Genomic DNA, 24,722 nt, shown 5'->3' on the forward strand with positions numbered 1-24,722 from the left:
ACCAGAATGGTGTGAGACGACGAGGACGTCCGGACCCGTTCGGCCAGCCCTGCAACTAAAGCTGCAGGGCCGAAACAGGGCCGCGACTGCGGTGCTGGTCATGACGATAGCCCACGCGACCCTCCTTGGTTGGTATTGCTGACAAAATGCTTAGAGCACCGGGGGCGATTGCAGGTCAAGTGGCAGCCACCTCGACCCCTCGACGGCCACCGGGTCATTCCCGCGAAAGCGGGAACCTCTATTTGCAGTGGCTGCCCCAAGGACAGGCGGCTCGAGAGCTGAGGGCGTCGGTTGGCACCAGGTTGCCGCCAAACTCGTGGTGGCTTCTGAGCCCCCTACCCTCACACCAGATAGAACAGCGTGGCGATGACAGCGAGGGTCAGCGGGCGGGGCAAAGCAAGATGGGCAAGCCGGTACGCAAAACTATCAAATCCGGCCTGCTGCCATCCGCTGTCGCGTGGCGCCCTCAAAGCTGTCTCAAGGTACGCGAGACCGCTCTTGGCTTGGGCGCGCATACGGCTACTCCGAACAAAAACCGTATGTGAAATTCATACCCGCGAGCGCTTAAGAAAGTGCTTCCGAGAAGCAAACGAAGTCTGAATCAAGTGCTCCAAAACAACGCGCCCGGCCCTCTGTACGGAACCGGGCGCATTGGATTCACTGGCGATTTCCTCAGCTGCGGCGCAGCCGTTCACGATTGAGGATCGCTCCGGTGCAGGTGGAAACGCGGAGCAGGTACACCCAATTGCCGCGTGTCGCGCGGACCTGGATGCGCCGATCGTTGCGCACATTGAGCGAGATGTTGGTGTAGCCCTGCTGGCGCACCGCGTTGCGGATCTGCCGGTCGGTCAGCTCGATGCAGATCAGCGGCCGTCGGTAGCCGAACCCGTCGGTGCCGAAGCCGAACTGGAACTGCATGCTCTGCGCCTGCACGGGGAGTGCCGAAGCGCCGAGCGCCAGCCCGAGCACGGCGGCCCGGATGAGCGTGGTAGCTTTCATATCGTTCTCCTTTGCAACTCACGAACAAAAATCCCGGCCCTATGGGGGGCCGGGATCTGGCGGGAGCGCGAGGGAGGAACCGGCTCCCGCCGGAACTGGGTTAGAAGCGGAACTGGAACTGGAAGCCCGGGAAGTACGGGCGACGCAGCCGCTCGATATCCGAGACGCGGCCTGTGCAGCGGTTGATGGTCATGGCGTAGGTGCGACGGCCATAATCAGCCACCACCTTTACCCGGACCCCGCGACGATCGACGAAGCGGATGTCGTCAAAGCCGGCCCGGCGCAGGCCGCGGCGGACTTCGTTGTTGGTCAGGCAGTCGCGCTTCATCCGACGGCCATTGTCGAAGCCGTACGAGAAGCTGTTGCCGCCGCCCTGAATGCCGAAATCAAAGTTGAACGACTGGGCCTGGACCGGCATGGCGGTGAACGCCGCCGCACCGAGGGTCACGGCAACGATAGCGGCACGGCCGGACTTCATTACGGATGAGAGGATTGAGGTCATGATAGTCTCCTTCAAGATCAACTGGTGCCAGGTCCGCTAGCGTGCCACGACCCTAAAGGTTGCATTCTTAACCAATGCGGTATCGCCCGTTCATCCACCGTTCATGTTGCAAGGCAACCTGGGCGGCGGAATTCCGAGTGAGATCAGGCGCAGTCGATGTGAGATTGCCGAACACCCAGCCCGGACACTGCCTACTGGCCCCAGCTGGGCGCTCCGCAATCTCGAGCAGTGGAATAATGCCCGGCCGTTGAATGCTCGCGGAACCGTGCATTCACATGCCGTTCACGACCGGTTGACAGCTCGAGCGCCGGGCCCTACCTCCCGCTTAACCCACCCCAAGCAGCAAGTATGCTAGAGCTTGTGAGGCGCACGATTCGCGCCTCGGACGGAGATTTCATGGCGGCGATCGAAGACCTTTTCGGCCCTGATGGTGAGGACGCTGCGCCCCAGCGTACGCCTGCTACTCCCACGCCGAAAACGCCGGCTGCCAGCCCTCCCCCGAGCGTCGCCCACGCCGCCTCCTATTCGGCTGCCGATATCGAGGTGCTCGAAGGCCTCGAGCCGGTGCGCCGCCGCCCCGGCATGTATATCGGCGGCACCGACGCCAACGCGCTGCACCACCTGTTCGCCGAAGTCATCGACAACTCGATGGACGAGGCGATCGCCGGCCACGCCAGCCGCATCGAAGTGCATTTCGGCGAGGACGGGTTCCTGACCGTCACCGACAATGGCCGCGGCATCCCGGTCGAGAACCATCCGAAATTCCCCGGTGTCTCGACGCTCGAAATCGTCATGACGCGGCTGCATGCCGGCGGCAAGTTCGACGGCAAGGCCTACGAGACCTCGGGCGGGCTGCACGGCGTCGGCGTCTCGGTGGTCAACGCATTGTCCGACAGCCTCATCACCGAGGTGGCGCGCGACCAGATGCTCTACCGCATCGCGTTCTCGCGCGGCAAACCACTGGGCGCCGTCGAGACGGTGGGCAAGGTGCAGAACCGCCGCGGCACCACGCAGCGCTTCCACCCCGATCCCCAGATCTTCGGCGAGCACAAGTTCTCTGCCGCCCGCCTGTTCAAGATGACCCGCTCGAAGGCTTACCTCTTCGGTGGCGTCGAGATCCGCTGGACCTGCGACGAGAGCCTCGCCACGGCGGATGTACCGGCCAAGGCGACCTTCCACTTCCCCGGCGGCCTGCGCGACTTCCTCGCCAACCGCATCGAAGGCGAACCCCGCATCGCCGAGGACATTTTCTCGGGCATCATCGGCAAGCCCGGCACGCACGGCTCGGTCGAATGGGCTGTGGCCTGGTGCCTCGGTGACGGCTTCGTCAACTCCTACTGCAACACCGTACCGACCGGCGATGGCGGCACGCACGAACAGGGCCTGCGCGTCGCCCTGCTCCGCGGCCTGCGCAACTATGCCGAGCTCTCGGGCAACAAGCGCGCCGCGCAGCTGACTGCCGAAGACGTGCTGGTACAGTGCTCGGCCATGCTCTCGGTGTTCGTGCGCGAGCCGGAATTCGTCGGCCAGACCAAGGACAAGCTCAGCTCGCCCGAGGCCACCCGCATCGTCGACGCGGCGCTGCGCGACCCGTTCGACCACTGGCTCGCCGCCTCACCCAACCAGGCCTCCAAGCTCCTGGACTGGGCCATCGAGCGCGCCGAGGAGCGGCTGCGGCGGAAGAAAGAGAAAGAGGTCGACCGCCAGTCCGCGACCAGAAAGCTCCGCCTTCCCGGCAAGCTCGCCGACTGCACCCAATCGGCCGCCCAGGGCGCCGAGATCTTCATCGTCGAGGGTGACTCGGCCGGCGGCAGCGCCAAGCAGGCGCGCGACCGCAAGAGCCAGGCCATCCTGCCGCTGCGCGGCAAGATCCTCAACGTCGCCGGCGCCACTCGCGACAAGGTGCAGGCCAGCCAGGCCATCGCCGACCTGACCCAGGCGCTCGGTTGCGGCACCCGTGACCGCTATCGTGAAGATGAGCTGCGCTACGACAAGGTCATCCTGATGACCGACGCCGATGTCGACGGCGCCCACATCGCTTCGCTGCTGATGACCTTCTTCTTCCAGGAGATGCCCAAGCTGATCGAGGGCGGGCATCTCTACCTCGCGATGCCGCCGCTGTTCCGCATCAGCGCCGGCCCCAAGGTCGCCTATGCGATGAACGACGCGCACCGCGACCAGTTGCTGGCAGATGAGTTCAAGGGCAAGAAGCCGGATATCACCCGCTTCAAGGGCCTCGGCGAGATGCCCTATGTGCACCTGCGCGAAACAACGATGGACAAGAAGACCCGCACCCTGCTGCAGGTCCGCATCCGCGACGACTTCGAGGAGACGCGGCTGTCGGTCGACCGCCTGATGGGCAACCGCCCGGAAGCCCGCTTCGACTTCATCCAGGAAAACGCCGCATTCGTCACCGATCTGGATATCTAGGGACGAGCGTCCCTGAGGGTCAGGGGCGAACATGATCACCAGACGTGGGTTGCTGAAGCTTTTCGGCGTGGGCGTGCTCGGGCTGATCGCCACTGCCGCCTACCCCTTCATCGAGGCCCTCGCCCGTCCGCGCGTCACCACCTACGCCCTCACGCCGCGCGGCTGGCCGGCCGGCCTGAAACTGCGCGCCGCCGTCATTGCCGATCTCCATGCCTGCGAGCCCTGGATGGACCTGAGCCGCATCGAGGAGCTGTGCGCGCAGACGCAAGGATTGGGCGCGGACGTCATCCTGCTGCTCGGGGATTATGTCAGCGGCATGCGGCTCAGGACCGGTCAGGTCGCCAATGTCGAATGGGCCAGCGCGCTCGGCAAGCTCTCCGCTCCGCTCGGTGTGCATGCCGTTCTCGGTAATCACGACTACTGGGAGGACCGCGCCTTCCAGTTGGACCATTCGATGACGCCGCTGGCCCGCACGGCGTTGCGTGACGCCGGTATCGCCACCTACGTCAACGAAGCCATCCGCCTCGAAAAGGACGGGCACCCGTTCTGGCTTGCCGGTCTTGGCGACCAGTTGGGTATCCTGCCCGGCGGCGTCCATGACGGCCGGCACACCTGGGGGCTCGACGACCTCGACGCCACGCTGGCCCAGATCCCCGACGGCGAGCCGACCCTGCTCCTCGCCCACGAGCCTGATATCTTCCCCAAAGTACCCGACCGCGTCAGCCTGACGCTGTCCGGCCACACCCATGGCGGCCAGATCTCGCTGTTGGGCTGGCGCCCCTGGGCGGCATCGCTCGGCTCGCGTCGCTTTCCCGCCGGCCATTACACTGTCGAGGGACGCGAGCTGATCGTCTCGCGCGGCCTTGGTTGCTCCGTCATTCCCGTGCGGATCGGCAACTGGCCGGAAATCGTCATGCTCGATGTCGGCACGGCCTGACCGACCACAATTAATCACCCGCCCGCGAACCCCGTTGACTCGCAAGGGGTTTCCACTATGTTCCGGGCGCGTCGCGCGCAGCCCCGGACAGGGCGGAGTCCGGATCGGTTGCTGCAAGGCGAAGCCTGATTATCCGGCTTGTACTTTGCGACCTGTTCGTCGACCCGCACCTCCTCAAGTAGCTGCCCGTCGACCTGCCTTCCCTACTTGAGCGGACCACTGATTTGGCAAATGACTTTTCCGGGTTGGGCCTTAGCGCCAAGGTGATCGATGCGGTTGCCGCATCCGGCTACACCAAGCCCACCGATATCCAGGCGCAGGCTATCCCGCATGTCCTGCAGAAGCGGGACATCATCGGCATCGCACAGACCGGCACCGGCAAGACCGCGTCGTTCGTGCTGCCGATGCTCACGCTGCTCGAAAGCGGCCGGGCCCGCGCCCGCATGCCGCGCACGCTGATCCTCGAACCGACGCGCGAACTCGCAGCGCAGGTGCACGAGAACTTCGAGAAGTACGGCAAGAACCACAAGCTCAGCGTTGCCCTGCTGATCGGCGGCGTCAGCTTCGAAGACCAGAACCGGGTGCTCGATCGCGGCGCTGACGTGCTGATCGCCACGCCCGGCCGCATGCTCGACCAGTTCGAGCGCGGCCGCATCCTGCTCACCGGCGTCGACATTCTCGTCATCGACGAGGCCGATCGCATGCTCGACATGGGCTTCATCCCCGACATCGAGCGCATCTGTGGCCTGTTGCCGCCGCGCCGGCAGACGCTATTCTTCTCGGCCACCATGCCGCCGGAAATCCAGCGCCTGACCAGCCGGTTCCTGCGCGACCCGATCAAGCTTGAGGTCGCCCGCCAGAACTCGACCGCCGAGACCATCGAGCAGCGGATCGTCCGCGTCTCCGGCAAGCCGGAGGAAAAGCGCGACGCGCTGCGCCGCCTGATCCGTGGCGAAGAGAACCTCAAGAACGCGATCATCTTCTGCAATCGCAAGCGCGATGTGGCCACCCTCGCCCGCTCGCTGGAGCGCCACGGCTTTTCGGCCGCTGGGCTGCATGGCGACATGGACCAGAAGAGCCGCATGGAAACGCTCGACAGCTTCAAGACCGACAAGCTGCAGCTGCTGATCGCCAGCGATGTGGCGGCCCGCGGCCTCGACATCCCGGCGGTGAGCCACGTGTTCAACTTCGACGTGCCGACCCACGCCGAGGACTACGTGCACCGCATCGGCCGCACTGGCCGTGCCGGCCGCTCGGGTGTCGCCATTACGCTCGCCACGCCCTCCGACGGCAAATATGTCGATGCCATCACCAAGCTGATCGCCAAGGATATTCCCGAGGTGAAGCTGGGTGGCGGATCGGTCGAGCGTTCCGAAGCGACGCGCACCGAGGAACGCGGCGAAGTTCGTTCGCTGCGTGACGGCCGCGGTCGGCGCGGTGGCCGCGGCTCGCGGGAGACCGCCGCGCCGGTCGAAGCTGCGGCGGTGCAGGAGACCCAGCAGCCGCGCGAGGAACGCAGCGAGCGGCCTCGCCGCCCTCAGCGCAACGATGCGCCTCGCAACGACAACAATCGTAGCAATGGCGGCGAAAAACCCGCCCGCGAACCGCGTCCTCAGCACATCGAAGGCATCGTCGCCGATTCGCCTTTCGGTTCTGACGGTCCGATCCCGGCCTTCCTGCTGCGGAAATAGCCGCGATCTACAGAACTTCCACGGCGATCTCAGTAGAATTGCTAGCAGATCGCCGTGTTTTTACGCCCCGTTAATGCCGAACAACTGACAATGCCGGCCGAACAACCGGCAGGAGCCGGGCTTGGGGGAACGGTGTCAGAACAGGAATTCAGACGCGCCCTCGGTTATGCCAATGCGGCGCTGGACCTGCTGAAGCGGGCCACGATTCCTCCGTACCCGCAGTTCTATGAACTGCTCTACACCTATGCCACTGGCATCAATCCGGCGCTCAACGCCCGCGTCAACGCCATCTTCCGCGACGGACACCCGACCGCCGATATCGCCGAGCGGCTTTACAACGAGTTCCTCCGGGCGCAGGACGCCAACGAACGCATCTCCAGCGTATCGCAGCGGATGTCGAACCGCATCGTTGCCATTCACGATGCCATCGACACCGCCATGACCACGGCCGGCGCCTACTCGGCCTCGCTCCAGGTTGCCAGCGGCGACCTCGGTTCGGACGAGTTGGATGCCACCAAACTGCGGACCCTGGCCGACGCGCTGCTGGCGGAAACCCGCCGCATGCAGGATGCCAACCATAAGCTCGAAATGAACCTCGCCGCCTCGCGCGACGATATCGAGGCGCTGCAGCGCGATCTCGACGATGTCCGCCGCGAGGCGCTGCTCGACCCGCTCACCAAGGTCTACAACCGCAAGGCCTTCGATGATGGGTTGCTGCGCGCCGTGAGCCGGGCTGAAGAACACGGCGACCACATGTGCCTGATGCTGATCGATATCGATCACTTCAAGCGCTTCAACGACACCTGGGGCCACCAGACCGGTGACCAGGTGCTGCGCCTCGTTGCGATGACGCTCAAATCCAACATCAAGGGCCGGGACATCGCCGCCCGCTATGGCGGCGAGGAATTCGCCGCCGTGCTCCCCGATACCGACCTCGAAGGCGCGGTGATCCTCGCCGACAACATCCGCAAGGCCATCCAGGCCAAGGAACTGCTGAAGCGCTCGACCAACGAGAAGCTCGGCCGCGTCACGGCCTCGTTCGGCGTCGCCATGTACCGCACCAGCGACACGCCCTCGACCTTGATCGAGCGCGCCGACCGCTGCCTCTACGCCGCCAAGCACCGCGGCCGCAACATGGTGGTCGGCGAAACCGAGCTGGGCGACGAGGACATCGTCGCGGCGTAGCCGTCGCTCGTCGCTTCGCTCCGATCGCGCATCGTACCGATGCGATACCCCTCATCCGGCGCTACGCGCCACCTCGCGGCGAGGGCTACGCCCTCGTCCGTTGACCTCAAGGGGAGAAGGGAGCCCTGACTGAGATGCCTGAGGTTGGCGTCCTTCTCCCCTTGAGGGAGAAGGTGCCCGAAGGGCGGATGAGGGGTATCGCAACGCGTCGCGTGCGCGATCCGAGCGCTAGCGAGGAGCGACCTGGGTCGTCTCCACCCCAAGCGAACGCAGCGCATCCCAATAACCAGGATAGGTCTTCCCCACGCAGTCCGGATCGAGGATCGTAATCCCGCCGATCTTCAGCGCCGCCAGCGCAAAGCTCATGGCAATGCGGTGGTCTTCATAGGTCTCGATACTGGTCCGCTCGTTGCGGTGCCTGAGCTCGATCAGCCGCGGATCGGACGAAACCACCAGGTCGTCGCCTTCTTCATGCGCGAGGCCCGGCCGGATGCGGTTAAGCTCGGTGGAGAGCGCCGAGATCCGGTCGCATTCCTTGACCCTGAGATTGGCGATACCGACGAAGCGCACCGGCGTCTCGTTGAACGCCGCGAGCACCGCGAGGGTCGGCACTGCGTCCTGCATCTGCGAGCCGTCGATCACATCAGGCATGCGCGGAAACCTGCGGATCAGTTTGGCCGCTTCGGCGTCGGGTTGGGTGAAGGCGTCCATCGGCACGCCAAGGTCGATCCTGCCGCCCGTCAGTGCTTCCGCCGCCCAGAGGTAAGTCGCCGCCGAAGCGTCGGGCTCGATGTGGAAATCGCTCGCCTGGTAGCCGGTGGGCTGCACCTGCCAGGTCATTTCGTCGAGCTGTTCGACGCTGGCGCCGAAGGCCCGCATCGCAGCGAGCGTCAGGTTGACATAGCCGCGGGCATCGAGATCCTTGCCGGTCAGCGCCACCTCGATCGGGCCCTCGCCGAACGGCGCTGCCATCAGCAGCGCCGAGACATACTGGCTCGAGAGCCCGCCATCGATCTCCACCCGGCCGCGGCCGAACGAACCGGTGCCGTTGATCACCACGGGGGGACAGCCGGTCTCGCTGGTCGCATCGATGCCAAGTGAACGGAGCGCGACCAACAGCGACTCGATCGGGCGCTTGCGCATTGCCTCGTCGCCATCCACCACCACCCTGCCCTCGACCAGCGACACCGCGGCCGTGAGGAACCGTGTCGCGGTGCCGGCATTGCCCAGCACCAGCGGCTCGATTGGCGCCTTCAGCGTGCCGTCGCTGGTGACGACGAAGCTCGTCGCATCCGGCTCCTCGACGCTGACGCCCATCTGGATCAACGCCCTCGCCATCAGCGCCGTGTCCTTGCTCTTCAGCGCCCCCGTGAGCCGGCTCGTGCCCTTCGCCAGTGCTGCCAGCAGCAGCGCGCGATTGGTGATCGACTTCGATCCCGGCGGGGTCACCCGGCCGACGAGCGGATGGTCAGGCGGAACGATCGTCAAAGCCTCGAGCTTTGAGGAAGCGGCAGCGGTCAATGGAGAACTCCGTCAGGCAGCGGCGCAACGGCCGCACTCACTCCGGCAGGGCCGGACACATCGATCTGTCGATTTGGCCCGGGCGTCGCCGGGGTGAGGTTGAAGCAAGCCAGATGGATGTAGCGGATTGCGCCACCTTTTGCCAAGTCCGTCGTTATGACAGCGCCCTGGCCCCAAACTGGATGTCATCCCAGCGAAAGCTGGGACCCAACTATCTCCAAGCGCAGGCTGAGAAATGGGTCCCAGCTTTCGCTGGGATGACACCGAGTGTGAGCAGATGCAGGAGGCAAAGCCTCAAATCAGGCGTGCGCCCGAGCCTCGGCCAGCGCCTTGAGGTCGGCCGGTTTCAGCTGCACGCTTTCGCCGCAGCCGCATTCGCCGGTCTGGTTCGGGTTCTTGAAGGTGAAGCCGGATTTGAGGATGTCTTCCTCGAAATCCATCACCGTGCCGAGCAGGAACAGCGTCGCCTTGGGTTCCACATAGACGTGGACCCCCTTTTCCTCGATGTGGTCATCGCCCTTCACCGGCTCGCCGACATAAGCGAGCGTGTAGGATTGGCCGGCGCAGCCGGCATCCTTGATGCCGACGCGCACGCCAACCACGGGGGTGGCGCTGTCCTCGATGATCTCGTTGATGCGCTCGACGGCGGCATCGGTGAGGCTCATGATCTTCAAAGGCATCGGTTGCGGACCTTCATCGTAACAAGACGATATATAGACCTAAACGCTGGCACTTACCACCAGTTCAGCGCCACCTGGGCTTCTTCGCTCATGCGCGAAGCGTCCCATGGCGGATCGTAGACCATGTTGACGGTAACGTCCTGGATGCCCTCGACGTTGCGCGCCGCGTTCTCCACCCAGCCCGGCATTTCGCCGGCCACCGGACAGCCCGGCGCGGTCAACGTCATGTCGATGGTGAGGTTGCGGTCGTCATCGAGGTCGACCTTGTAGATCAGCCCGAGCTCGTAGATATCGACCGGGATTTCCGGGTCGTAGACCGTCTTCAGCGCACCGATCAGGTCACGGGTAATCCGCTCCACGTCGTCGGCGGGAATCGCCGCACCGACATTGGGCGTAATCCGAGGCGCGTCGCCGGCATTCGGCTCGGTGGCCTCGACCTCGGGAGCAATCTCGTTCACTTCGTCAGACATATCAATTCCTTAGACGATCCCGTTTCACGCCCTCAGGCGAAGAAGCTCCGCGCCTTTTCGATACCCTCTACCAGAGCATCGATATCGTCCTTGCCGGTATATAGGCCGAAGGAGGCCCGGCAGGTAGAGGTGACGCCGAACCTTTGTAACAGCGGCATGGCGCAGTGCGTCCCGGCGCGCACCGCGATGCCGTAGCGATCGAGAATGGTCGAGACGTCGTGCGCATGCGCGCCCTTGACCTCGAACGAGAAAATACCGCCCTTGCCCGGCGCGGTGCCGATCAGCCGCAGTGAGTTGATCCGCCCCAGCCGCTCCATCGCGTAACCGGTGAGTTCCGCTTCATGCGCCTGCGCCGCCTCGCGCCCGATGCCCTCGACATAGTCGATAGCGGCGCCGAGACCGATCGCCTGGACGATCGGCGGCGTACCGGCTTCGAAGCGGTGTGGCGGCTCGTTGTAGGTGACGGTGTCGCGGGTGACGGTGTCGATCATCTCGCCGCCGCCCTGGTAGGGCTGCATGTCGGCAAGCAGGTCATAGCGCCCGTACAGCACGCCGATGCCGGTCGGCCCGTAAAGCTTGTGGCCGGTGAAGACGTAGAAATCGACACCCAGCTCCTGCACATCGACCTTGAGATGCACGGCGCCCTGGCTGCCATCGACCAGCACCGGGATCTTTCGCGCGTGGGCGATTTCGACGATCTGTTTGATCGGCGTCACCGTGCCCAGGACGTTGGACATATGGGTGATCACCACCATCCGCGTCTTCGGCGACAAAGCCGCCTCGAACGCGTCGATGTCGAAGCTGCCGTCGTCACGCACATCGACCCACTTCAGCACCGCGCCCTTGCGTTCGCGGTGGAAGTGCCACGGCACCACGTTGGAGTGGTGCTCCATGATCGACAGCACGATCTCGTCACCCTCGCCGATCCGCGGACCGAGGAATGACGCGGCGACGAGGTTGATCGCCTCGGTGGCCGAGCGGGTGAAGATGATCTCTTCGGGTCGGCTGGCGTTGAGGAACCGCCGCGTCGCCTCGCGCCCGCCCTCGTAGGCTTCGGTCGCCCGGTTGGCGAGCGTGTGGAGACCACGATGCACGTTGGCATAAGCGTGCCGGTGCGCCCAATCCATCCGGTCGAGCACCTGGTTCGGCTTCTGTGCCGAGGCGCCGCTATCCAGATAGACCAGCCGGTTCCCATGGATCTTCTCTTCGAGGATCGGGAAATCGGCGCGGATCTTGGCGAGATCGAAACTCATTTGCCCGCCAGCCATCCCTCGATCACCGCGGTCAGCGCTTCGTTCAGCGCCTCATCCTCGATCGGATCGACCAGTTCGGCGAGGAAGGCCCGCACCAGCATGGTCTCGGCGTCGGCTTTCGCGATGCCGCGGCTCGTCAGGTAGAACAGCGAATCTTCATCGAGCTGGCCGCAGGTCGAGCCATGGCCGCAGACCACGTCGTCGGCATAGATCTCGAGCTCGGGCTTGCAGAGGATTTCGGCTTCGTCCGAAAGCATCAGCCCCTGGCTCATCAGCTTGGCGTCGGTCTTCTGCGCATCGCGCGCCACCACCAGCCGGCCCTGCACCACGGCCTTGGACCGTCCACGGGCGATCGACTTGAACAGCGGCTTGGACGAAGTGTGCGGCACGGCGTGCAGCGCATCCATGGTGATATCGGCGTGCTGGCCCTCCGAGACGAGGTTCAGCCCGGTGATATCGGCGTGGGCCCCGGCGCCTTCGTAGCGCGGGAACAGCTGCGTCCGGCTCAGCGCCGCACCGGCGTTGATGATCAGTGTCCTGAGCTGTGCGCCCTCGGCGAGATGGTACTCGTTCGAGGCGAAATGCGTCGCCTTGGCCGCGGCCAGATTGACGGTGATGTGGGTCACTTTGGCGTTCTTGCCGAGGGCCAGGTAGGTCGCGTGGTTGCCGAGGTGCGCCTCTTCGCTGCCCGCATAGGTCTCGACGATCACCGCGCTGCTGTCATCGGCGACGAAGATCTTGGCGGCGCTGGTCGAATGGCCGGCGGCGCCTTCGGTGCGGCGATCGATCTGGATTACCGGATCGACTGAACCGTCGAGGTCGAGCGTCAGGCACTCTTTGGCCAGCGCCATGTTGAGACGCGTAACCACATCGTCACGCGTCGACAGCACGCCGCCTGCCGCCTTGCCGACGATGACGCCGGCCGGCGCCGTGCCGGTGTCCTGCACCACGCCATTGGCGATCATCAGCTGGTAGGCGCCGGCGACGCGCAGCGCCGGAGCGCTGGCTTCGGTGGCGGCAGCAGCGAGTTCCGGCACCGCCCGCAGCAGCTGCTTGAGGTCGGTGTAGTGGTAAGCCTCGACGCGCCGCGTCGGCAGCCCGGCGCCGGTCAGGCGCTCGGCTTCCGCAACCGCACCGGCGGCCGTCAGCTGGTCGATGAGCTTCAGTTCAGCCGGCCCAAGCCGGACGGGGACATGCATGGTCATCGGTCCTTACGCCGCCGCTTCGTCGAAGCCGGCATAGCCCTTGGCTTCCAGTTCCAGCGCCAGCTCTTTGCCGCCGCTTTCGACCACCCGGCCATCGGAGAACACGTGCACGACATCCGGCACGATGTGGTTCAGCAGCCGCTGGTAGTGGGTGATCACCAGCATCGAGCGGTCGGGACTGCGCAGCGCATTGACGCCCTCCGACACCACCTTCAGCGCGTCGATGTCGAGGCCGGAATCGGTCTCGTCGAGAATGCACATCTTGGGCTTCAGCAGCGCCATCTGCAGAATCTCGGCGCGCTTCTTCTCGCCGCCCGAGAACCCGACATTCAGCGCACGCTTCAGCATGTCGCTGTCGATATGCAGCGCCTTGCCGGCTTCCTTGACTGCCTTCATGAAGTCCGGCGTCGACATCTCGGCCTCGCCATTGGCCTTGCGCTTGGCGTTCAGCGCTGCCTTGAGGAAGGTCATGGTGGCGACACCCGGGATTTCGATCGGGTACTGGAAGGCGAGGAACAGGCCGGCCGTGGCGCGCTCCGAAGGCTCCATCTCGAGGATGTTGACGCCATCGAGCAGCACTTCGCCGCCGGTGACCTCGTAGTCTTCCTTGCCGGCCAGCACATAGCTCAGCGTCGATTTGCCCGAACCGTTACGCCCCATGATCGCGTGCACTTCGCCCTTGGGGACGATCAGGTTCACGCCTTTGAGGATTTCGCGTTCCTCGATGCGCACTGTGAGGTCGCGGATTTCGAGCATGGGGGTGGTCATTTCACTTCTCCGATATTCTCGCCGTCCCAGTAGTCGAGGCTCGCTGCCTCGCGTGCGATGTGCCGAAGCGACGATTTGTCGGTCGGGTTACCGCTGGTCCGGGAAAAGACGCCAAACTTGTTCGAGTCCGGGTACTCGCATACCTCGGTCGCGGCCATCGTCGAGATGCCGAAATACCGAAGCACGCCAGTGCCGGTGTTGATGATCTGATGCGCTGTCGAGCGGTCGCCTGCCGGGGCGCCCAGCACGTCGCCGGCCTTGATGGCGTGGCTGTCCGCGCCGTAGCGGTAGGTGCCCTCGCCGTCGAGCACGATGAACAGCTCGTCCTCGACGTGATGATTGTGGAACGGGCAGCTCGACTTGCCAGCGGGCACCTCGTTGTAGCTGATGCCGAGGTTGCGCAGCCCCAACAGCCGGCCGAACGAGGCGTCCGACGACTGGTAGTTGGCGCCCTGCGTCCAGCTTTCGAGCGCCAGCTCCGCGATGTTGAGGAGGGGCTTGTTCACGGTGCCGCCTCGTTCGATACACGGCCTGACCGGTAATCCCCTGCTGTGTGCAGCGCGTCGCCCTTGCGGGACGCGAGACCGATGAACAGGCCCATGCCCGAGGCGGCCAGTACCACGAAGATCGCGATGCCTAGCAGCGCCGAGCCCGCAAGCGCGAGGCCGAGGAATGCGAGCCCGCCAACAGCCATGCTGGCGACGAACGCCCAGGCCACGAGCCAGCCCTCGCGGCTGACCGGGGTCATCGCATTGCGCGGGTGTCCGACAGGAAAGCGCCGGGCGAACCAGTACTTAGCCATGGTTCTCGCCCTCGGTGTCTTCGCCGTCCCAGTAGCCGAACGGCGTCAGCTTGCCGGCGGTGCTGAAGATCGACATCGGCTCTTTGTCATTGCCATGCGCGATATCGACGGCGATCCGGCCGCTATCGGGGTATTCGGTCACATCGGCGCGGCCGTGATTGGCGAAGGCGATGTAGCGCAGCTCCGCAGCGCTGCTGTTGATGATCTGGTGCGCTTCGCCACCAGCCGGAGCGCCGATGCAGTCGCCTGCCTTGATCGGCAGCCGCGCTTCACCCACCCGATAGGTGCCGGTGCCCGAGACGATGAAGAACAGCTCGTCATTGCCGTGATGCCGGTGGTACGGCCAGGCCGTCTTGCCGGCCGGCACCACGTGCAGCGTCGCGCCGATCTGCTCGGTACCAATGGCCGCGTCGATATCGTGGAGCCCCACCTCAAAGCGGTTACCCACCTTGAGCCACTTCAGCTCAAGGTCGGCAACGTTGACGATGTTGTGGGACGAGGACGTCATCAGCCGACGCTGCCCTCGAGCGAGATCGAGATCAGCTTCTGCGTTTCGACCATGAACTCCATCGGCAGGTGCTGCAGCACATCACGGACGAAACCGTTGACGATCAGCGCCACGGCTTCCTCTTCGGAGAGGCCGCGCTGCATGCAGTAGAACATCTGGTCGTCCGAGATCTTGCTGGTCGTCGCCTCGTGCTCGAACACGGCCGAAGCGTTGCGGCTCTCGATATAGGGCACGGTATGCGCGCCGCACTTGTCGCCGATCAACAGGCTGTCGCACTGCGTGAAGTTACGGGCGCCCTTGGCCTTGGCGTGGGCCGAGACCTGGCCGCGATAGGTATTGTCAGAGAACCCTGCAGCAATGCCCTTCGAGACTATGCGGCTCGTGGTGTTCTTGCCCAGGTGCAGCATCTTGGTGCCACTATCGACCTGCTGATAGCCGTTCGAGATGGCGATCGAGTAGAACTCGCCCGACGAGTTGTCACCGCGCAGGATGCACGAGGGGTACTTCCAGGTGATGGCCGAGCCGGTTTCCACCTGCGTCCAGCTGATCTTCGAGCGGTCGCCACGGCAATCGCCGCGCTTGGTGACGAAATTGTAGACGCCGCCCTTGCCGTCCTTGTCGCCCGGGAACCAGTTCTGCACCGTCGAGTACTTGATCTCGGCGTCGGCGAGGGCAACGAGTTCGACCACTGCGGCATGCAGCTGGTGCTCGGCGCGGGCCGGCGCCGTGCAGCCCTCGAGATAGCTCACATAGGAGCCCTCGTCGGCGATCAGCAGGGTGCGCTCGAACTGGCCGGTCTTGGCCTCGTTGATGCGGAAATAGGTCGAGAGCTCCATCGGGCAGCGAACACCCTTGGGGATGTAGCAGAACGAGCCATCGGTGAAGACCGCCGAGTTCAGCGTGGCGTAGTAGTTGTCCGAAACCGGAACCACTGAGCCGAGATACTGCTTCACCAGGTCCGGGTACTCGCGGATGGCTTCCGAGATCGAGCAGAAGATGATGCCCATCTTCTCGAGCTCGGCCCGGAAGGTGGTGCCGACCGAGACGGAATCGATCACCGCGTCGACGGCAACCTTCGGCTGCTCGATGCCCGCGAGCAGCTCACGCTCCTTCAGCGGCACGCCGAGCTTCTCGTACATTTCGAGCAGCGCCGGATCGATCTCGTCGAGGCTCTTGGGCCGGTTCGAGCTCTTGGGCGCCGCGTAATAGTACATGTCCTGGAAGTCGATCTTGGGGTAGTGCACCTTAGCCCAGGTCGGCTCGTCCATGGTCAGCCAGCGCTTATAGGCATCCAGCCGCCACTCCAGCATCCACTCCGGCTCGTCCTTTTTGGCCGAGATGAAGCGGATGGTGTCTTCGTTCAGGCCCTTGGGAGCCTTGTCGACTTCGAGCTGAGTTTCGAACCCGTACTTGTATTTCTCGACATCGAGCGCGAGTACCTTCTCGACGGTGTCTCCCTCGATCTCTTCCTTCAAAGTCGGGATGTCGTAACGGGCCATTGTCTTTTTCCTATGCTGCGACGCGGCGGGACTTGTGACGGCCCACCACTTCGCTGAAACCTTTGAGATAAACCTCGACGTCCTCGATGGTAGAGGACCAGCCGAAACTCACCCGCATTGCGCACTCACTCAATTCGCCCGGCACGCCCATGGCGGCCAGCACATGGCTCGGGCCAACCTTGCCCGACGAGCAGGCGGAACCCGACGAAACGGCGAGACCAAGCAGGTCCAGCCCCATCATCGCCACCGCATTCTTCAACCCCGGCACCGCGAAGTTGGTCACGTTGCCGATCCGGTCGGCCTTCTCGCCGAAGACCACCAGGTCCGGGGCAATCAACCGCATGCCGTCTTCGGCCGTCCGCACCAGTTCGCTGACATTGGCCTGGTAGAACCGCTCGGCGAACACTTCCGCTGCGGCGCCAAACCCGGCGATCGCCGCCGCCGACTCCGTACCGCCGCGCCGCCCGCTCTCCTGGCCCCCACCGGGGATCAGTCGAACCTGGTCGGCGTGGCCTTTCATCAGCAGCGCCCCGATACCGGCGGGGCCGCCAATCTTGTGGCCACTCACCGCCATCATATCGGGTGCGCGCGAGGCAAATTCGAGCCCCACCTTGCCAAAGCCCTGCACCGCATCGACAAAAAGATAATGCGGGCTCGGGCCGACCAGCACTTCGATGCGATCGACCGGCTGGATAACCCCGGTCTCGTTGTTGACGAGGTGCACCGCCACCAGCAGCCGCATCCCGACGAGGTCCGCCGCGGCCAGCGCTGACGCGATCTCCTCGAGCTTGATCACTCCATCGGCATCGAGGCCGACCTTCTTGATCGGCAGGCCGGTCGCCTCTGCGGCCTTGAGCACGGCAGCGTGCTCGCCCTCCGAAACGACGATGGCATCGACATTGAACGCCTTGGCGCCGCCGACAATGGCCTGGGTGATCGCTTCAGTGGCCGAGCCGGTGAACACCACCTGGTCGCGCTCGGCCCCGGCCAGCCGCGCCACCTGGGCGCGCGCCTTGTCGATCACCGCACGCAGCGCCCTGCCCTCGGCATGCACCGACGAGGGGTTGCCGACGAGGTCGAGCGCCCCGATATGGGCAGCGCGAGCCTCCGGCAGCAACGGCGCCGACGCATTGTGATCGAGATAGATCGACTGTCGCGCCATAGATCCGAGACCTGCCTCATCCGCTTCGAAAGGCCGCCTGCGACGCCGGAGCGCCGCACGTGCCTGAAACAAATCTTGAAATCGGGCGCTCACTTTCTCTACAAGGAGCGCTCACCAGCAACCGGAAGCGGTTGGACCACCACCTGCCGCCTTCGAAAACCCAGTTTAGAATTATTCGAAACTGGAGTTTTCGGCCCATGTTTTAGGCAGCGGCGCAGCATTCGTCAAGCCGAGAGACCGGCCCGCGCGCGAGGCATGAGCCCAGCGCATAGAGGTTCGGCGGGGCGCCAAAAAGAACGGGCCCAAATAACGGGCAAGGAAACGATCTTATGCCAGAAGTCATCTTCAACGGACCCGAAGGCCGCCTCGAGGGGCGCTACCAGCAGGGTAAGGACCCGAACGCTCCGATTGCGATCGTGCTGCATCCGCATCCGCAGTTCGGCGGCACGATGAACAACCAGATCGTCTACAACCTGTTCTACATGTTCGCGCAGCGCGGTTTTTCGGTGCTGCGTTTCAACTCGCGCGGCGTCGGTCGCAGCCAGGGCCTGTTCGATCACGGCATCGGCGAACTCTCGGATGCCGCCGCGGCGCTCGACTGGCTGCAGTCGCTCAACCGCGAGTCGCGCGGCTGCTGGATCGCCGGCTTCTCGTTCGGCGCCTGGATCGGTATGCAGCTCTTGATGCGCCGCCCCGAGGTCGAAGGCTTCATCTCGGTGAGCCCGCCGGAAAACCTCTACGACTTCTCCTTCCTCGCCCCCTGCCCGTCCTCGGGCCTGATCATTCACGGCGACAAGGACCGCGTCGCGCCGCCGCAATCGGTGCAGAAGCTGGTCGACAAGCTGAAGACCCAGAAGGGCATCACCATCGAGCAGCAGCAGGTCGAGGGCGCCAACCACTTCTACGAAGGCAAGATCGACGAACTCACCGAACGCTGCGCCGACTATCTTGACCGGCGCCGCGCGGAAATCGCGGCGGGCAAGGGGCGCTAGCCATACGCCCCGGACCTCCTCCTTCGGAAGGCTCGGGGATGAGGTCCTCATGGGGGTAACCTGCCCCCATGACGAGCCGGTCGATTACATAGGGCAAGCCGATGGCCGCCAAGTTCAAGTCCGATTTCCTGAACGTCCTCGATCAGCGAGGCTTCATCCACCAGATCTCCGATCCCGAGGGGCTCGATGCCCTGGCGGTGAAGGAACGCATCACCGGCTATGTCGGCTACGACGCCACGGCGACCAGCATCCACATCGGCAACCTGATCACGGTAACGATGCTCTACTGGCTGCAGGAAACCGGCCACCGCCCCATCAGCCTGATGGGCGGCGGCACCTCCATGGTTGGCGATCCCTCATTTCGCGATGATCAGCGGAGCCTGCTCAGCGTCGAGAAAATCAAGACCAACATCGAGAGCATCAAGCAGGTCTACTCGCGTATCCTCCGCTACGGCGACGGCCCGACCGACGCCATCATGGTGGACAATGCCGATTGGCTGCTGAAGCTCAACTATGTCGAATTCCTGCGCGATGTCGGCCGCCACTTCTCGGTCAACCGCATGCTGAGCTTCGACTCGGTGAAGCTGCGGCTAGATCGCGACCAGTCGTTGAGCTTCCTCGAGTTCAACTACATGATCATGCAGGGCTACGATTTCACTGAGCTCAACCGGCGCTATGGCACGGTGCTGCAGATGGGCGGCTCCGACCAGTGGGGCAACATCATCAACGGCGTCGACCTCAGCCACCGCATGGGCGGCCCGCAGCTCTACGCCCTGACCACGCCACTGCTGACCAAGGCTTCAGGCGAGAAGATGGGCAAGTCGGCCTCCGGTGCCGTCTGGCTCAACGGCGAACTCTTCAGCCCCTATGATTTCTGGCAGTACTTCCGGAACACCGAGGACGCCGATGTCGGCAAGTTCCTCAAGATCTTCACCCGCCTACCGCTCGACGAGATCGAAAAGCTGGCGTCGCTGGGCGGTTCGGAGCTGAACGAAGCAAAGAAAGTATTGGCGACGGAAGTCACCGCCATCGTCCATGGTCGCGAGGCCGCGGAGCAGTCAGCGTCGACCGCTGCCGCCACCTTCGAGGCGGGCGCGCTCGACCTGTCGCTGCCGACCGCCGAGGTCTCGAAGTCCGACCTCAACGCCGGCATCGGGCTGCTCGCCGCGTTGGTCACCGCCGGTCTTGCCGCATCCAACGGCGAGGCGCGCCGGCACATCCAGTCGGGTGCGGTTCGCGTCAACGATGAGCCGGCAACCGACGAGCGTGCCTCCCTGGGTACGGCCGCCTTGCTGCCGGAAGGCGTGATCAAGCTCTCGGTCGGCAAGAAGAAGCACGCCCTGCTGAAGCCGGTCTAAGCGAACTGAAGTGCGGTTCAACGAACCGCACTTCACCTCTCACCTCAACGGGTCACCAGCACCGGGATGGCGGTGTGCGCCAACACATTGTTGGTCTGGCTGCCGAGCAGCAGCCGGCCGAGCCCGCGGCGGCCGTGCGAGCCCATGACGATCAGGTCCGCCCCCACCGAATTGGCGGTCGAGATAATGCCGTCCGCCGGGAAGCTGTCATTGACATAGACCGTCTTGGCGCTGACGCCGGCGGCGCTGGCCGCAGCCTGAGCCTTGGCGAGCAGTTCCTTGGCCGCGGTTTCCTGAGCCTCGATCAGCTCCGGAATGGGGTCGAACGCCGTGCCGGCGACCGTGGCATAACCGCCGCCGAGTACAGCAGTGGGCTCCGTCACGGTGACGATGGTCACCGCCGAGCCGAGCGCCTTGGCGAGACCGAGTGCGTGGTCCAATGCCCGCGAGGCGAGTTCCGAACCATCCGTTGCGACGAGAATATGTGCGTACATTTTGTGTACCTCCGCACCATCATGTGGAGATCGTAAGCCGTTGCGCCAACCTATACTTTGATCGAAATCAACCTATTCCCGCATCACTCGACGCGCGGGATTTCCTTGGCCCGGTACTCGAACATCCGGCGGAACGCACCGGGCACCAGCGCCGACATCGGGTTGATCTTGAAATCCGGCTTGTCCAGCGGCCCACGCACCGCGAAGGTCACCCCGAACAGCCCCTCGCCATCGCGCCCGGCCAGCGGCCCCAGGAGCTTCGAGAACGCGTTGTTGAGCCCGAACAGCGGCACATAGGTGCCGGTAATGTCGTACTGCCGCTTGTCAGTGTAGATGAAACCACGCGCCGTGCCGCCCACCGTGGCGCCGGCCAGCACTGCATCGGTGATCTCCACCCGGTCGCTGCGCCGCACGAACTCCGCCTCAGCGCTCTTGAACTCGAGCTTGTTGGAGCGCGCGATCATCTGCTTGGATTGGGAGTGGTTGCCGAGAATCTGCGCCACGTTGCCCTCGTTGACGAAAGCGAAGTTGCGCAGCGAGAACTGCCCGACATCGATCTTCTGGTCATTGACCGTCTGGACCACCAGGCTGCCGGCGCCGCCCTCGACATTGGGGTAGACGTTCATCAGCCGCAAAAGCGTGCCCAGGTCGTTGAACGCCACCGACATCACCTTGCCGTCCGGCGTCGGATTGGTGGTCACCGAGACGCTGCGGTTGCCGCCGAGATTGGCCTGCAGGTTCACCCGCTGCAGATCCGCCCCGCGCAGCACCAGGTCGAGGTTCACGTTGAACGCCGTGGTCTTGTAAAAGCCCAGCGCCCGCTTCAGTTCGAGATCGACCGCGATGGTCTGGTTGTTGACCGCCGTCGCCTGCGGACCGCCGGTCGAATCGCCCGACAGGCTGAAGAAGCGCTGCAGCATCGGCTTGAGATCGAGCTGATCGCCGCGCAGCCGCACCTGGTAGCCGTTGCGGATCGGCGTCAGCGAAATCTGCGCCTGATCACCTGGACTGAGCGCGAACGAGGTGAACTCGGCCGATTGCAGACCTTCCTTGAGGTCGAAATCCAGGCCGCCCTGGAGCTTCACATCGCCGAAACCAAGGTCGAGGTCGTTGATGGTGACAGCATCACCCGCCAGCTTGATCTGTGCCGCCGCCGTTCCCTTGACCCCGGCCGCCTTGCTGATGCCGAGGTCCTTGACGCTCAGGCTGGCGTCCTTGAGGTCCGCCGCAAGCTGCATGCTGCCATCGCTGAGCGGCTTCACCGAAATGGTCAGCGGCCCGTTGAGGAAGGCCGAGGTATCGACGCCAAACTTCTTGAACGCGTCGGAATCGACCTTCGCCGTCAGCACCACGTCCGGCTTCTTGGGGTCGAGCGTCCCCATGGCGGAGATCGCGGCCGGCACCCCGTCGAGCTCGGTCGTACCGCTTACGTTGAACCCGGCCTGGGTCAGGCGGAACTGCAACTGCCCCTTGCCGACGCTATGTCCCTGGATCGGCGAGGCGGTCTCGAGGTCCTGCAGCGTGCCGTTGACCACATAGTCCATGGTCCGCGGCTTGTTGGTATTCTTGTCCGTGACGAAGGTCGCCACCAGCCCAAGCGACACCTGGCCCTTCAGCACATCGAGGTCGATCGGCAGCGCCGCCTGCTGCAGCGCCTGCGGCTGGTTGGTCTTCACCCAGTCGATCAGCGCCGGGATGCCGCCGGACAGATCTCCGGAGATCTCGTACACCGCCTCGGTGTCACTGTTCGAGCCGATGATGAAGCCGGCATTGGCAATCGAGATGTTGCCCTTGGAGGTCGGAATCGTCGCACCGTCACCGGAAATCTGGATGTCGGCGTCTTTGAGGCTGAGCTTCATCTCGCCTTCGATGGTGATCGGATCCATCGTGTCGAGCGCTTTGATCTTGACGCCGACGCCGACGATGTCGATCGACATCGCGTTCTTGGGCATCGGCTTGTTTTCCCCCGGCTCGCCGAGCGAGCCGACCGGGAAGTCGTAGCGCATGGTCGACTTCTTGATCCGGCCGCCGACCACGTTCTTGACGAACCAGTCGCGCGACTCGCTGGCGAGGAAGGCCGGCCACAACCGCTTGAGGTCGTCGGCCGACAGGCCGTCGCCGGCGATGTTCATCTCGAAGCCCGTGCCGCGTCGCACCATGTCGATGCGCCCGGTCGAAACCAGCTTGCTGCCGTCGGCCTTCTTGGCCTCGAACTGGTCGATGCCGGTGGCGCCGTAGAGCGGAGCCGACCAGCCCTGGAAATTCACCTCCGAGAACGGCGCTTCGGGCATGCCCTGTTCGTTGGCGATGGCGACATCGCGCGCCGCCACCTTCATGCCGACGATCGGTCCGTAAAGCGGATCGAGGCCAAGCTTGAACACCCCGCTGACCGTGCCGCTGCTGCCGGCGATGCTCACCTGCATCTCGCCCATGGTGAACTGGCCGATCGAGGGATCCCATACAACCTCGGCGATCGATGTGGCGATCGGGAAGAACTGGCCGTTGACCCGCACATCCATGCCGGTCAGGTCGACATGGAACAGCCCGTCGGTGATCTTCTGCGTGTCGGTGAAGCCGACATCGATCGATACCGATGCGGTGCCGACCACCGAGATCGCCGTCTCCTGTTCACCCACGAAGGGGGCAAAGGCGCCGGGGTCGAGGTTGGTGATCGAGGCCTTGAGGCGCGCCCCGCCATCGTCGGTCTCGACCCACTCGAGAATGCCGTTCATCACCGACCCGCCGATCCCGGCGGAGAAGTTGCCCGAGGCCGATTTGCCGTCGGCGTTCGGCGCGATGTCGATGTTGATCTCGGTGAAGTGGCGCAAGACGCCATAGAGCGCGTCGTTCATGTCGAGCGCACCGTGTTTGACCACCAGACGGGAGAAATTCCCGAGCTTGGCCTGTTGCACGATGCCGGCAATGCCTTTGGCGGCCGCCTCGAGGTTGTAGACCAGCCAGTCATTGTCGGAGCGGATGCCGAGGCTGGCCTCCGGCACCTGCCCCTTCACGTCGACGCCATCAGGCGACAGGTTTACCTCGGGGAACTGATCCTGCCCTTCGATGACCCGCACCGTCCGGCCGCCATCCGGCTCGTCCACGTACTCGAACTTGGCGAGGCGCGGACCGAACAGGTCCTGGTTCACCTGCAGGTGTGGACCGACGATCGTAACGGTGGCGCCCGGCTGCCCGACCAAAGCCCTGAGCGGCGAGAAGCCGACCTCGAGCGCATCCATGCTCACCGTGCCGCCGGTCTTCACATCGGTGAAGGTGACCGGCTTGAACTGGATCACCGGCCAGACGAAGCCTTCAAGCGCCAGCGCCATATCACCCAGCTCAAGCTTGCTGCCTGATGGCATCGAGCTGAGCACCAGGTTGCGCACCTGCGAACTGACGAACGGCAGCGGGATCGGGGTCACGAGCAGCACGGCGTACATGACGACGAGCAGGATAACAGGCGCAGCGACTGCCGCCGCTGCGATCCTACCCAGGATGCGCCATGCCGAGCGCTTGCGGAGCTGGGAGCCAGGGGCTGGAGTAGGTTTCACTGCTTTCCGACTTGAGGCCGCTCGCTTTGCCGCCCTATCCTAGAATCAAACCGAGCAGCCGTTCACTGCCAGATGATACCGGCTGCAATATGGCACTAACACCCACTGGATGCGCGGCTTTTCCGGCGTTTTCCCGTCTACCGCATTGGACCACATGACCCTTCCTGCTCCCGGCACCCCGGCCCCAGACTTCGAACTTGTCACCGACAGCTACGAGAAGTTCCGCCTGTCGGATCATCTTGGCCACCCGGTCGTGCTCTACTTCTACCCACAGGACGATACCGAGGGCTGCACGCTCGAGAACATCGAGTTCACCGACCAGATGCCTGAATTCAGGCGGCTCGGCGCTGTCGTCGTCGGCATTTCTCCCGACACGGTGGAAAAACACTGCTCCTTCCGCGACAAGTACAATCTCGGCGTCATCCTCGCCGCCGACCCCGAGCGCAAGGCCATCGAGGCTTACGGCATCTGGCAGCTCAAGAAGCTCTGGGGCGTCGAGTACATGGGGGTGAAGCGCATCACCGTGCTGATCGCCCCCGATGGCAGGGTCGCCGAAGTCTTTCACGCCACCCGCATTAAGGGACATGCCGAAAAGGTCCTCGCCGCGACGCGCGCGCTGGTCGCGGAGGCTGGGGCCCCGCCCGCCAAACCCAGGCGCAGCAAGGCTTGAACGTCACGCCGGCGCGGCCTTTTCGCGTTTGTTAACCCTAACGGATCA

23 protein-coding genes are annotated in these 24,722 nt (G+C 64.3%); 7 read left to right on the forward strand and 16 right to left on the reverse strand.

Translation table 11 applies throughout. From position 1 onward, the window contains the following. Nucleotides 1–341: 341 nt before the first annotated feature. From ASC89_RS28515 to ASC89_RS17400, 3 genes are all read right to left on the reverse strand, one after another. Nucleotides 342–515 carry a hypothetical protein gene (locus ASC89_RS28515; RefSeq protein WP_156384670.1) on the reverse strand — a complete coding sequence of 58 codons (174 nt, stop codon included), beginning with the start codon at nt 513–515 and terminating at the stop codon, nt 342–344. 157 nt (nt 516–672) lie between these two features. Beyond that, nucleotides 673–999: a hypothetical protein gene (locus tag ASC89_RS17395; RefSeq protein WP_056000090.1), complete on the reverse strand. Its 327-nt coding sequence runs from the start codon at nt 997–999 to the stop codon at nt 673–675. 100 nt (nt 1,000–1,099) lie between these two features. Further along, nucleotides 1,100–1,501: a hypothetical protein gene (locus ASC89_RS17400; RefSeq protein WP_156384671.1), complete on the reverse strand. Its 402-nt coding sequence runs from the start codon at nt 1,499–1,501 to the stop codon at nt 1,100–1,102. 396 nt (nt 1,502–1,897) lie between these two features. Here ASC89_RS17400 and parE point away from each other — a divergent pair, with 396 nt between their 5' ends. The 4 genes from parE (at nt 1,898) to ASC89_RS17420 (ending at nt 7,744) form a co-directional block, all read left to right on the forward strand. Then, on the forward strand, nt 1,898–3,931 hold the full coding sequence (gene parE / locus ASC89_RS17405; protein WP_056000093.1) for a DNA topoisomerase IV subunit B: 2,034 nt from the start codon (nt 1,898–1,900) through the stop codon (nt 3,929–3,931). A 31-nt stretch (nt 3,932–3,962) separates the two neighbouring features. Beyond that, nucleotides 3,963–4,868 carry a metallophosphoesterase gene (locus ASC89_RS17410; RefSeq protein WP_055881917.1) on the forward strand — a complete coding sequence of 302 codons (906 nt, stop codon included), beginning with the start codon at nt 3,963–3,965 and terminating at the stop codon, nt 4,866–4,868. Nucleotides 4,869–5,092: 224 nt separating this feature from the next. After that, nucleotides 5,093–6,559 (forward strand): DEAD/DEAH box helicase, encoded by a 1,467-nt coding sequence (locus tag ASC89_RS17415; RefSeq protein ID WP_055881920.1) that lies wholly within the window; start codon nt 5,093–5,095, stop codon nt 6,557–6,559. A 132-nt stretch (nt 6,560–6,691) separates the two neighbouring features. Then, nucleotides 6,692–7,744, forward strand: coding sequence for a GGDEF domain-containing protein (locus ASC89_RS17420; protein WP_056000100.1), 1,053 nt, complete (start codon nt 6,692–6,694; stop codon nt 7,742–7,744). Between the two features lie 228 nt (nt 7,745–7,972). Here the strand turns inward: ASC89_RS17420 and ASC89_RS17425 are convergent, their stop codons facing one another. The 11 genes from ASC89_RS17425 to ASC89_RS17475 form a co-directional block, all read right to left on the reverse strand. Then, nucleotides 7,973–9,265 (reverse strand): 3-phosphoshikimate 1-carboxyvinyltransferase, encoded by a 1,293-nt coding sequence (locus ASC89_RS17425; RefSeq protein ID WP_056000103.1) that lies wholly within the window; start codon nt 9,263–9,265, stop codon nt 7,973–7,975. A 299-nt stretch (nt 9,266–9,564) separates the two neighbouring features. Next, nucleotides 9,565–9,945, reverse strand: coding sequence for an iron-sulfur cluster assembly accessory protein (locus ASC89_RS17430; protein WP_056000106.1), 381 nt, complete (start codon nt 9,943–9,945; stop codon nt 9,565–9,567). 53 nt (nt 9,946–9,998) lie between these two features. Continuing rightward, nucleotides 9,999–10,415 carry an SUF system Fe-S cluster assembly protein gene (locus ASC89_RS17435; protein WP_082528236.1) on the reverse strand — a complete coding sequence of 139 codons (417 nt, stop codon included), beginning with the start codon at nt 10,413–10,415 and terminating at the stop codon, nt 9,999–10,001. A 32-nt stretch (nt 10,416–10,447) separates the two neighbouring features. Beyond that, on the reverse strand, nt 10,448–11,668 hold the full coding sequence (locus ASC89_RS17440) for a cysteine desulfurase (RefSeq protein ID WP_082533437.1): 1,221 nt from the start codon (nt 11,666–11,668) through the stop codon (nt 10,448–10,450). Next, entirely contained in the window at nt 11,665–12,867 is a 1,203-nt protein-coding gene (gene sufD / locus ASC89_RS17445) for a Fe-S cluster assembly protein SufD (RefSeq protein WP_162247955.1), read from the reverse strand. Before sufD ends, ASC89_RS17440 begins: the two co-directional genes overlap by 4 nt. Nucleotides 12,868–12,879: 12 nt before the next feature. After that, nucleotides 12,880–13,629, reverse strand: a complete 750-nt coding sequence (gene sufC, locus ASC89_RS17450) for a Fe-S cluster assembly ATPase SufC (protein WP_056001883.1) — start codon at nt 13,627–13,629, stop codon at nt 12,880–12,882. 8 nt (nt 13,630–13,637) lie between these two features. Continuing rightward, the gene (locus ASC89_RS17455; protein ID WP_056000115.1) at nt 13,638–14,147 is read right to left on the reverse strand and encodes a cupin domain-containing protein; all 510 of its coding nucleotides are present in this window, start codon (nt 14,145–14,147) and stop codon (nt 13,638–13,640) included. Beyond that, nucleotides 14,144–14,443 carry a hypothetical protein gene (locus tag ASC89_RS17460; RefSeq protein WP_056000118.1) on the reverse strand — a complete coding sequence of 100 codons (300 nt, stop codon included), beginning with the start codon at nt 14,441–14,443 and terminating at the stop codon, nt 14,144–14,146. The genes ASC89_RS17455 and ASC89_RS17460 overlap by 4 nt, the downstream gene beginning before the upstream one ends. After that, the gene (locus ASC89_RS17465; RefSeq protein WP_056000121.1) at nt 14,436–14,951 is read right to left on the reverse strand and encodes a cupin domain-containing protein; all 516 of its coding nucleotides are present in this window, start codon (nt 14,949–14,951) and stop codon (nt 14,436–14,438) included. The genes ASC89_RS17460 and ASC89_RS17465 overlap by 8 nt, the downstream gene beginning before the upstream one ends. Then, nucleotides 14,951–16,450 (reverse strand): Fe-S cluster assembly protein SufB, encoded by a 1,500-nt coding sequence (gene sufB / locus ASC89_RS17470; RefSeq protein ID WP_056000124.1) that lies wholly within the window; start codon nt 16,448–16,450, stop codon nt 14,951–14,953. The genes ASC89_RS17465 and sufB overlap by 1 nt, the downstream gene beginning before the upstream one ends. 10 nt (nt 16,451–16,460) lie before the next feature. Beyond that, entirely contained in the window at nt 16,461–17,612 is a 1,152-nt protein-coding gene (locus ASC89_RS17475) for a cysteine desulfurase family protein (RefSeq protein WP_056000127.1), read from the reverse strand. Nucleotides 17,613–17,941: 329 nt separating this feature from the next. On the opposite strand from ASC89_RS17475, the gene ASC89_RS17480 reads away from it, so the two are divergent. Further along, nucleotides 17,942–18,604 (forward strand): alpha/beta hydrolase, encoded by a 663-nt coding sequence (locus ASC89_RS17480; protein WP_055049272.1) that lies wholly within the window; start codon nt 17,942–17,944, stop codon nt 18,602–18,604. A 101-nt stretch (nt 18,605–18,705) separates the two neighbouring features. After that, complete coding sequence (gene tyrS, locus ASC89_RS17485; protein WP_055881949.1) at nt 18,706–19,962, forward strand: tyrosine--tRNA ligase; 1,257 nt, start codon at nt 18,706–18,708, stop codon at nt 19,960–19,962. Between the two features lie 44 nt (nt 19,963–20,006). On the opposite strand, the gene ASC89_RS17490 is transcribed toward tyrS, so the two are convergent. Both ASC89_RS17490 and ASC89_RS17495 read right to left on the reverse strand, forming a co-directional pair. Continuing rightward, on the reverse strand, nt 20,007–20,456 hold the full coding sequence (locus ASC89_RS17490; RefSeq protein WP_055881952.1) for a universal stress protein: 450 nt from the start codon (nt 20,454–20,456) through the stop codon (nt 20,007–20,009). Between the two features lie 83 nt (nt 20,457–20,539). Beyond that, complete coding sequence (locus tag ASC89_RS17495; RefSeq protein ID WP_056000130.1) at nt 20,540–23,893, reverse strand: hypothetical protein; 3,354 nt, start codon at nt 23,891–23,893, stop codon at nt 20,540–20,542. Nucleotides 23,894–24,158: 265 nt separating this feature from the next. Between ASC89_RS17495 and ASC89_RS17500 the strand changes: the two genes are divergently transcribed. Continuing rightward, a complete protein-coding gene (locus tag ASC89_RS17500; protein WP_056001886.1) occupies nt 24,159–24,674 on the forward strand; it encodes a peroxiredoxin in 516 nt (171 codons plus the stop codon). Nucleotides 24,675–24,722: the final 48 nt, after the last annotated feature.

Source organism: Devosia sp. Root413D1, from assembly GCF_001425235.1.
Lineage (GTDB): Bacteria > Pseudomonadota > Alphaproteobacteria > Rhizobiales > Devosiaceae > Devosia_A.

Coding starts and splice junctions, on each gene's coding strand:
- ASC89_RS28515 (WP_156384670.1), bottom strand. CDS start 515: ATGCGCGCCCAAGCCAAGAGCGGTCTCGCGTACCTTGAGACAGCTTTG.
- ASC89_RS17395 (WP_056000090.1), bottom strand. CDS start 999: ATGAAAGCTACCACGCTCATCCGGGCCGCCGTGCTCGGGCTGGCGCTC.
- ASC89_RS17400 (WP_156384671.1), bottom strand. CDS start 1,501: ATGACCTCAATCCTCTCATCCGTAATGAAGTCCGGCCGTGCCGCTATC.
- parE (WP_056000093.1), top strand. CDS start 1,898: ATGGCGGCGATCGAAGACCTTTTCGGCCCTGATGGTGAGGACGCTGCG.
- ASC89_RS17410 (WP_055881917.1), top strand. CDS start 3,963: ATGATCACCAGACGTGGGTTGCTGAAGCTTTTCGGCGTGGGCGTGCTC.
- ASC89_RS17430 (WP_056000106.1), bottom strand. CDS start 9,945: ATGCCTTTGAAGATCATGAGCCTCACCGATGCCGCCGTCGAGCGCATC.
- ASC89_RS17435 (WP_082528236.1), bottom strand. CDS start 10,415: ATGTCTGACGAAGTGAACGAGATTGCTCCCGAGGTCGAGGCCACCGAG.
- ASC89_RS17440 (WP_082533437.1), bottom strand. CDS start 11,668: ATGAGTTTCGATCTCGCCAAGATCCGCGCCGATTTCCCGATCCTCGAA.
- sufD (WP_162247955.1), bottom strand. CDS start 12,867: ATGCATGTCCCCGTCCGGCTTGGGCCGGCTGAACTGAAGCTCATCGAC.
- sufC (WP_056001883.1), bottom strand. CDS start 13,629: ATGCTCGAAATCCGCGACCTCACAGTGCGCATCGAGGAACGCGAAATC.
- ASC89_RS17460 (WP_056000118.1), bottom strand. CDS start 14,443: ATGGCTAAGTACTGGTTCGCCCGGCGCTTTCCTGTCGGACACCCGCGC.
- ASC89_RS17465 (WP_056000121.1), bottom strand. CDS start 14,951: ATGACGTCCTCGTCCCACAACATCGTCAACGTTGCCGACCTTGAGCTG.
- sufB (WP_056000124.1), bottom strand. CDS start 16,450: ATGGCCCGTTACGACATCCCGACTTTGAAGGAAGAGATCGAGGGAGAC.
- ASC89_RS17475 (WP_056000127.1), bottom strand. CDS start 17,612: ATGGCGCGACAGTCGATCTATCTCGATCACAATGCGTCGGCGCCGTTG.
- ASC89_RS17480 (WP_055049272.1), top strand. CDS start 17,942: ATGCCAGAAGTCATCTTCAACGGACCCGAAGGCCGCCTCGAGGGGCGC.
- tyrS (WP_055881949.1), top strand. CDS start 18,706: ATGGCCGCCAAGTTCAAGTCCGATTTCCTGAACGTCCTCGATCAGCGA.
- ASC89_RS17490 (WP_055881952.1), bottom strand. CDS start 20,456: ATGTACGCACATATTCTCGTCGCAACGGATGGTTCGGAACTCGCCTCG.
- ASC89_RS17495 (WP_056000130.1), bottom strand. CDS start 23,893: ATGTACGCCGTGCTGCTCGTGACCCCGATCCCGCTGCCGTTCGTCAGT.
- ASC89_RS17500 (WP_056001886.1), top strand. CDS start 24,159: ATGACCCTTCCTGCTCCCGGCACCCCGGCCCCAGACTTCGAACTTGTC.